The sequence below is a fragment of the Roseitranquillus sediminis genome (assembly GCF_016918935.1).
Classification (GTDB): domain Bacteria; phylum Pseudomonadota; class Alphaproteobacteria; order Rhodobacterales; family Rhodobacteraceae; genus Roseitranquillus; species Roseitranquillus sediminis.
On sequence record NZ_JAFFOB010000019.1, the window covers coordinates 314,578 to 322,749 of the forward strand.

At 69.0% G+C, this 8,172-nt stretch carries 7 protein-coding genes; 4 read left to right on the forward strand and 3 right to left on the reverse strand.

From position 1 onward, the window contains the following. The first annotated feature begins 17 nt into the window (after positions 1 to 17). The 3 genes from JM664_RS14980 to JM664_RS14990 are packed head-to-tail and all read left to right on the forward strand — an operon-like array spanning position 18 to position 3,470. Positions 18 to 1,688: a thiamine pyrophosphate-binding protein gene (locus JM664_RS14980; protein WP_227420721.1), complete on the forward strand. Its 1,671-nt coding sequence runs from the start codon at positions 18 to 20 to the stop codon at positions 1,686 to 1,688. Further along, the gene (locus JM664_RS14985) at positions 1,685 to 2,668 is read left to right on the forward strand and encodes a D-2-hydroxyacid dehydrogenase family protein (RefSeq protein ID WP_227420722.1); all 984 of its coding nucleotides are present in this window, start codon (positions 1,685 to 1,687) and stop codon (positions 2,666 to 2,668) included. The genes JM664_RS14980 and JM664_RS14985 overlap by 4 nt, the downstream gene beginning before the upstream one ends. Before the next feature lie 37 nt (positions 2,669 to 2,705). Then, complete coding sequence (locus JM664_RS14990; RefSeq protein WP_227420723.1) at positions 2,706 to 3,470, forward strand: sulfite exporter TauE/SafE family protein; 765 nt, start codon at positions 2,706 to 2,708, stop codon at positions 3,468 to 3,470. Between the two features lie 3 nt (positions 3,471 to 3,473). On the opposite strand, the gene JM664_RS14995 is transcribed toward JM664_RS14990, so the two are convergent. Continuing rightward, positions 3,474 to 4,613: a pyridoxal phosphate-dependent aminotransferase gene (locus JM664_RS14995; RefSeq protein WP_227420724.1), complete on the reverse strand. Its 1,140-nt coding sequence runs from the start codon at positions 4,611 to 4,613 to the stop codon at positions 3,474 to 3,476. 133 nt (positions 4,614 to 4,746) lie between these two features. Here JM664_RS14995 and JM664_RS15000 point away from each other — a divergent pair, with 133 nt between their 5' ends. Continuing rightward, the gene (locus JM664_RS15000) at positions 4,747 to 5,487 is read left to right on the forward strand and encodes a DsbA family protein (protein WP_227420725.1); all 741 of its coding nucleotides are present in this window, start codon (positions 4,747 to 4,749) and stop codon (positions 5,485 to 5,487) included. 70 nt (positions 5,488 to 5,557) lie between these two features. On the opposite strand, the gene ispG is transcribed toward JM664_RS15000, so the two are convergent. Both ispG and JM664_RS15010 read right to left on the reverse strand, forming a co-directional pair. Beyond that, entirely contained in the window at positions 5,558 to 6,691 is a 1,134-nt protein-coding gene (gene ispG / locus JM664_RS15005; RefSeq protein ID WP_227420726.1) for a flavodoxin-dependent (E)-4-hydroxy-3-methylbut-2-enyl-diphosphate synthase, read from the reverse strand. A gap of 69 nt (positions 6,692 to 6,760) precedes the next feature. After that, entirely contained in the window at positions 6,761 to 8,002 is a 1,242-nt protein-coding gene (locus tag JM664_RS15010) for a helix-turn-helix domain-containing protein (RefSeq protein WP_406675811.1), read from the reverse strand. Positions 8,003 to 8,172 lie beyond the last annotated feature (170 nt).

Consider the following 8,172-nt stretch of genomic DNA (forward strand, 5'->3'; position numbering starts at 1 on the left):
CGCCGGGGACGCAGCGCATGAGCGACCGCAAGACCTTTGACGTACTGGCCGAGGCGTTTTGGCAGGAGGATGTCGCGACTTGCTTCGCCCTCCTCGGCGACGCCAACATGAACTGGGCCACGCGCCTGTCGCAGATGGGTTGCCGCATGATCTACGTGCGGCACGAGCATTGCGCGGTCTCCGCCGCGATGTCCTACGCCCGCGCAACGCGAGACGTGGGCGTGGCAACCGTGACGTGCGGCCCCGGCCTGACGCAGATCCTGACGGCTCTTCCCGCCGCCGTGCGTGCCGGCATCCCGCTGGTGATCTTCGCCGGCGAGGCGCCGCTCAAGGCGGCATGGTACAACCAGGAGATCGACCAGGGGCCGCTCGTCACCGCGACGGGCGCCGCCTATCACCCGATGCACCAGCCGGCCCGCATGCCGACGCAGGTCCGCGACGCGTTCCTGCAGGCGCGGACCGAGCGGCGGCCGGTAGTGCTCGGCGTGCCGTTCGACCTGCAGGACCGCAGCTGGACGGGCGACACCGCGCTGCCGGAGCCGTCGAAGGCCATCATGCCGCGCCTGGCGCCGATGATGCCGCACCCGGACGAGGTGAAGCGCGCGGCCGAGGCGATCGAGGCCGCCGAGCGGGTCGTGGTCGTCGGCGGCCGCGGCGCGTTCCTGGCCGGCGCGGCGCCTGACTGCCGGACGCTGGCCGGACGGATCGGCGGCCTCCTCGCCACGACCCTGCCGGCGCGGGGCCTCTTCCACGACGACCCGTTCTCGCTCGGCATCATGGGCGGGTTCTCGACCCATGTCGCGCGGGAGTTCCTGGCGGAGGCGGACCTGATCGTCGCCATCGGCGCTCGCCTCGCCTCGCACGCGACCGACGCCGGAAAGCTCTTCCCGAAGGCGCGCGTCCTGCACGTCGACGAGCGCCCGCTCGCCGTCAGCCAGGGCCGCCGCGCCGCAGACCTCCACCTGCGCTCGGACGCAAAACTCGGCGTCGCCGCGCTCGCCGAGCGGGTGTCGGAGCGCTCGGGCTGGCGCTCTCCCGACCTCGCCCGCCGCATCGCCGAGAGCCCCGCAGACCCCGAGGAATTTCAGCGCGAACAGGGGCTGCACGACCCGCGCGACGTCGTCTCGGCCCTCGACGCCGCCTTGCCCGGCGATTGGGAGATGGTGAACTCCTCCGGTCACTGCTCGTATTTCTTCGCGCAGATGCCACGGCGCCCGGTCGAGCGGTTCCACACGATCCGCGAGTTCGGGGCCATCGGCAACGGCATCTCCTACGCTATCGGTGTTGCCGCGGCACGGGCCGGGAACCGGGTGGTGCTGTTCGACGGCGACGGCAGCCTGATGATGCACGTCCAGGAGCTGGAGACGATCCGCCGCCACGGCCTTTCCGTTGCGATATGCGTGATGAACGACGGCGCCTACGGCTCCGAGATCCACAAGCTGCGAGCCGAAGGCCTGCCGGACGACGGCGCGATCTTCGGCCGGCCCGACTTCGCCGGCATCGCCCGCGGCTTCGGCCTCGACGGGACGCGGGTGGAGGACCTTTCGGCCCTGCCCGATCTCGTGGCGGAGTTCGGCCGCACCGGTGGCGCCGCGGTCTGGGACTTCCACGTCTCCGATCGCGTGGCCTCGCCCGTGGTTCGTCGCTCGCATCCGCCGCACCACACGCGGGAGCCGCAGCGGACATGAGGGTCCATATCCTCGACGACTACTTCGACACGCTGCGCCAGCTCCCGAGCTTTGGCCGCCTTGCGGACCACGACGTGACCATCTGGACCGATCATGTCACGGACCCTGCCGCGCTGGCCGAGCGTCTCCGCGACGCCGAGGCGCTGGTGCTCTTCCGCGAGCGGACCGAGGTCGGTGCAGACCTGGCCGACCGGCTGCCGAACCTCAGGCTCGTCAGCCAGCGCAGCGTATATCCGCACGTCGACGTGGAGGCTCTGACGCGCAATGGCGTGCTGCTCTGCTCGAACCTGCAGCTGGATGCGCCGTCGAGCGCGGCGGCGGAGCACACCTTCGCGCTGATCCTCGCGGCGGCGCGGGACTTGCCGCGCCAGGTCGCATCGGCGCGCGCCGGCACCTGGCAGGCCGGCGTCGGCAAGAGCCTGAACGGCCGGACCCTCGGCCTCTACGGTTACGGCCGCATCGGCCGGCAGCTGGCTGGCTACGGCCGCGCCTTCGGGATGCGGATCGTCTGGTGGAGTTCCGAGGCGGGCCGCGCTCGCGCCGCAGCCGATGGCGAGAAGGTCGCCAAAAGTCGCGAAGCATTCTTTGCCGAGTCCGACTTCGTGAGCGTCCACGTTCGCCTCAAGGAGGCCACGCGCGGGATCATCACGAGCGACGACCTCCAGGCGATGAGACCCGACGCCACCTTCGTCAACACCTCCCGCGCCGGCCTCGTCGCCCCCGGCGCACTGCTTGCGGCGCTGGAGGTGGGCCGGCCGGGCACAATCGCGCTCGACGTTTTCGACAGCGAGCCGGTGACGGACCCAAACGATCCGATCGTCTCGCACCCGCGCGTGATACCGACCCCGCACATCGGCTTCGTGACTGAAGACGAACTCGACCTGCAGTTCGCCGGCATCTACGACCAGATCAACGCGTTTGCCGTGGGTAAGCCGATCAACATGATCAACCCCGAGGTTTGGGACGGCAGCGGACGATGACGCCATCCCTCGGCCGTCGCCCGCACGGTCCACGAAGTTGAGCCCGGACCTTTTCCTGCCGCCTGGGATGGCGCCCGAGGTGCTGCTGGGGCTGCTGGCGGCCAGTTTCGGCGCGTCCTTCATCACGGCGGCTTTCGGGATCGGCGGCGGCGTGGCGCTGCTTGCCGTAATGGCGACGCTGGTGCCGCCGGCCGTCCTGATCCCCGTGCACGGCATTGTGCAGGTCGGATCGAACGTCGGGCGGGCGGCAATCATGCTGCGCTGGATCTCATGGCCCGCGATGCCCGCCTTCGCCATCGGCTCGGCGGTAGGCGCCGCACTGGGCGGCATGCTCGTGGTGTCGATCTCGCCGGCGTTGGTGCAGCTCGGCCTCGGACTTTTCATCATCTGGTCGGTGGTGGCGCGGCCGCCTCGCCTGATGCGGCGATGGTCGGCTGTCACGGGCGCGATCTCAAGCTTCCTGACGATGTTCTTCGGCGCCACCGGCCTCTTCGTCGCGACCTACACCAAGGCGCTCGAGTTGGAACGGCACGGGCACGTCGCGACACACGCCGCGCTCATGACGGTGCAGCATGCGGTCAAGACGGTGGCCTTCGGCCTACTCGGCTTTGCCTTTGGACCGTGGCTGCCGTTCGTGGCGGCGATGATTGCCGCAGGCTTCGCCGGCACGGTCGCGGGACGGCAGGTCCTGACGCGGCTGGGCGACCCGCGCTTCAAGATCGCGCTGAACACGGTGCTCTTCCTGCTCGCCGCGCGCCTGATCTGGTCCGGTAGCAGCCAGCTCCTGGCGGGCACCGGATAGGCGTCAGAGGCGTCGCATGAACTCGGCGAGGCGCGACAGGCCCTCGGCAATGTCGGCCTCGGACCTCGCGTAGCTGAAGCGAAGCGTGCGATGGCCCCGCACCGGGTCGAAGTCGACGCCCGGCGTCACCGCGACGCCTGCCTCATCAAGGATGCGCCGCGCAAACGCCGGGCTGTCGTCGGTCAAGTCGGATACATCGGCATAGACGTAGAACGCGCCGTCGGGGGGCGCGATGCGGCCGAAGCCGGCCCTTGGCAGCCCATCCAGCATGAGCTGCCGGTTGCGCCCGTAGACGGCAAGGTTGGCGCGCAGCTCGTCCTGGCACTCCATCGCGGCGAGCGCCGCCACCTGGCTCGCGTGGGGCGGGCAGATGAAGAGGTTCTGTGCCAGCCGCTCGATTGTGCGGAGGTGTTCCTCGGGAACGACCATCCAGCCGATCCGCCAGCCGGTCATCGAGAAGTACTTGGAAAATGAGTTGATGACGTAGGCGTCGTCGGTGACTTGCAGCGCGCTGACCGCGGGACGGTCGTAGTCGATGCCGTGGTAGATCTCGTCGCTGACGAAAGCGGCATTGCGCGCTGCTGCAGCCTCGATCAGCCGCGTGAGCGCGTCCCGGTCCAGCATGGTCCCAGTCGGGTTGGCGGGCGACGCGACGATCAGGCCGGCGATGTCGGGCGGCAGCATCTCCGCCACCGGCTGGTATCGATCGGCGGCCTCGGTCTGGAGGTCGACGGGCCGGAGGCTCAGCGCGCGGAGGATCTGGCGGTAAGACGGGTAGCCCGGCGCGCCGAGAGCGACGCGGTCGTCCGCATCGAAGAGCGCTGTGAACGCGAGGATGAAGCCGGCGGACGAGCCTGAGGTGACCACCACGCGGGCGGGATCGAGGTCGACGCCGTACCAGTCGTGGTAGAGCCGCGCGATCCGCGTCCTCAGCGCGGGCAGGCCGAGCGCGACGGTGTAGCCGAGCGGCCCCGCCTCGAGCGCGTGCGCCACGGCGAGGCGCGCGCCCTCGGGCGCGGGTGTGCCCGGCTGGCCCACTTCCATGTGGATGATGCGGCGGCCAGCTTCCTCGGCGCGGCGCGCGGCCTCCATCACGTCCATCACCATGAACGGGTCGACCTCGCCGCGTCCGGAAAGTCTCATGTGCCTGCTCCCTCGCTGCGTGGGGTGGCACGGGTCCGTCCGGTGGTCAACGCCACCAAACGTGAAGTTGCCGCCCTTGCCTCGGCCGCACCCCGCGGCGAAGGTGCGCGCGCAGTTTTCCGGAGGAGACACAATGACCCGCCTCGCCCTTGCCGCCGCCTTTACGCTCACCGCCGCGCCGGCCGCCGCAGACCTTCTCGACATGTCGGCCGAGGAGCGGGAGGCGTTCCGGTCCGAGGTGCGCGCCTACCTCCTGGACAATCCCGAGGTGCTGATGGAGGCCATTGGCGTGCTGGAGAGCCAGCAGGCCGAGGCGCAAGCCGAGGCGGACGTGGCGCTGGTGCGGGACCACGCGACGGCGCTCTTTGACGACGGCTACTCATGGGTCGGCGGCAACCCAGAGGGCGACGTGACGATGGTGGAGTTTCTCGACTATCGCTGCGGCTATTGCCGCCGGGCCTATCCCGAGGTCGAGAGCCTGGTCGAGAAGGATGGCGACGTGCGGCTGATTGTGAAGGAGTTCCCGATTCTCGGCGAGCAGTCGCTCCTCGCCTCGCGCTTCGCGATCGCCACGCGCATCGCGCTGGGAGACGAGGCCTACGAGCAGGTCCACGACGCGCTGATGACGATGCGGGCGGACGTTACGGAGCAGTCGCTAGGCCGGCTCGCGGAGGACTTGGAGCTAGACGGCGAGGCGATTGAGGCCGCGATGGATGATCCGCAGGTGGCGGCCGAAATCGCGGCGAACCATGCGCTGGCCGAGTCGCTGGGGATCAGCGGGACGCCGACCTTCGTGGTGGGCGATCAGCTTCTGCGTGGCTACATGCCGCTCGAGGCGATGGCGCAGGTGGTCGAGCAGGCGCGCGCGGACTGACGGGGGCCGGCCGCCGGGGGCATCGAACCCCGGCTGGCCCGGCGCGACCGTCATCGCGCGCAGCTTCGCGCTATTCGGCGGCCTGAGGTGCGGCCGCGGCTTCGGCCTCGATCTCGGCAGCGCGCTTCTCGACCAGTTCGACAATGTGATCGACCATCTCGTCGTTCGACATGCGATGGCTCTGCTTGCCGGCGAGGTAGACCATGCCGTTGCCGGCGCCGCCGCCGGTGAAGCCGACGTCGGTCATCAGCGCCTCCCCCGGGCCGTTGACCACGCAGCCGATGATCGAGAGCGACATCGGCGTCTTGATGTGCTCGAGCCGCTTTTCCAGCACCTCGACCGTCTTGATCACGTCGAAGCCCTGCCGCGCGCAGGACGGGCAGGAGATGACGTTGACGCCGCGGTGGCGCAGGCCGAGGGATTTGAGTATCTCGTAGCCAACGCGCACCTCCTCGACTGGATCCGCCGAGAGGCTGACGCGGATGGTGTCGCCGATGCCCATCCAGAGCAGGTTTCCTAAGCCGATCGCGCTCTTGATCGTGCCGGATGTGAGCCCGCCCGCCTCGGTGATGCCGAGATGAATCGGCGCGTCAGTCGCCTCGGCGATACCCTGATAGGCGGCCGCGGCGAGAAAGACGTCCGATGCCTTCACGCTGATCTTGAACTCGTGGAAATCGTTGTCCTGCAGGATGCGGATGTGGTCGAGCGCGCTCTCGACCATGGCGTCCGGGCACGGCTCGCCATACTTCTCGAGCAGGTGACGCTCGAGGCTGCCCGCATTCACGCCGATCCGCATTGAACAGCCGTGATCACGCGCCGCGGCGATGACCTCGCGCACGCGATCCGCCTTGCCGATGTTGCCGGGGTTGATCCTGAGGCAGGCGGCGCCGGCCTCGGCCGCCTCGATCGCGCGGCGGTAGTGAAAGTGGATGTCTGCCACGATCGGCACCGGGCTCTCGCGCACGATGTCGCGCAGGGCGCGGGTGCTCGACTCGTCGGGCGTCGATACGCGGACGATATCGGCGCCTGCGTCTGCCGCCGCCTGCACCTGCGCGACGGTCGCGGCCACGTCCGACGTGTCGGTGTTGGTCATAGTCTGGACGCTGATCGGCGCGTCGCCCCCCACGGGAACGGAGCCGACCATGATCTGCCGCGAGGCGCGACGGTAGATGTTCCGCCAGGGGCGGACGTGGTTCAGGGTCATGAGGTCATCCGGAATTGGCGTCGGTGCAGAACGTAGAGGCGCAGGCCCCTGATGGCAAACCGAGCTGTGTCAGTCCTGCGCGTCACGAACCTCGGCGTAATAGCGCGCGAGGTTCACGTCCGACTCGGGGTCGGCGAGCGCAAAGGTCTGCGTAACGTCGTCTGGCGTCAGCGGCACATTCTTGACCACCGACGGACCCTGCCCCGCCGGTCCGTAGGTCTGCCCGTTCACGGCAAAGTAGAGCGATCCGGCGTTGCCTGCGCGCAGCGTCGGCACGCCCTCCACCTCCGGCAGGACGTACTCTTCGTTCGCGTCGAGGATCTTCTCGAAGATCACCGTCCCGTCTCCCGCGCGCACCCGCACCCAGCTTGGCTGGACCGCCACCAGCATCAACTCGGGAGCTTCGACCTGCTCGGTCACGACCGGGACCTCGCTCTCGGACGTCATCGCCTCGGCAACGGCGCGTTCCAGCGGCGATTGCGGCAGCGCCTCGGATCCGCCGCCGACCGGCGTCCGTGCGGCCAGCATTGTCTCTCCGCCCATCTCGGGAGCGAGGGCACCGACGGTGGCGGGGTCCAGCCCAGCGATCGGTCCGTCGCGTGGGACGAGGACGGGGACGTCGAGCGCCTTTGGACGGTAGAGACGGTCCAAGGCCTCGGCCGTCACGGCGGCGACATCCTGACCGGCGGCGTCGACCTCGGGCGTCACCGCGCGACTGAGCGGATCCAGATCGGCAACGACTTCAGGCGCTTGGTCGATGGGAACAAAGCGCACCTTCTGCACTTCCTGCAGGACCGCCCAGCCGCCGTAGCCGATGATGCCGATCAAAGCGGCGAGCACCGCGACCGAGGTCACGGCACGCGGCTCGAAGCCCGAGAACAGGGGGCGCTCGCTCGGAATGAAGGGAGCGCGGGGGTTGCCGAAAGGATCGCGCTGCTCGGGAAGCCGGGCTCCTACCTTTTTTGGTTCACGCGTGCCCGCGCCTATGGGTGCCAAGCCGCCTTCGCGACGGAAGGCGTCGTACGCCCAGTCCGGTTCGAGGCCCAGGTATCGGGCGTAGGAACGCACATAGCCGGCGATGAAGCCCTGTGTCTCGAAGACGGACGGGTCGGCGTTTTCGATCGCCGCGATGTAGGACGCCTTAATCTTGAGCTCGCGCTGCACGTCGAGCAGCGACTTGCCCAGCGTCGCGCGCTCGCCCCGCATCACGTCCCCGAGCTTTAGGTCGAAGTCGTCGAAACCACGGGGGCGCGTGGTGTTCTCCGATCCAGCGCCAGCGCCAGCGGAAGGCCTGCTCATACGTCCCGACATCCGATTTCGCTGCTCTTGCTCAAACATGAACGACGCGAGTCATCCACGCCCGATCATGAGCCATGGTAGCACAGCGCCGGTTAACGCACACTGCCCGGTTTGCTCAAGCGGTGAGTTCTGCGCGGTTCAGCGCGCAGTGTGACCAGAGCTCGTCCATCGCGCGCACCAGC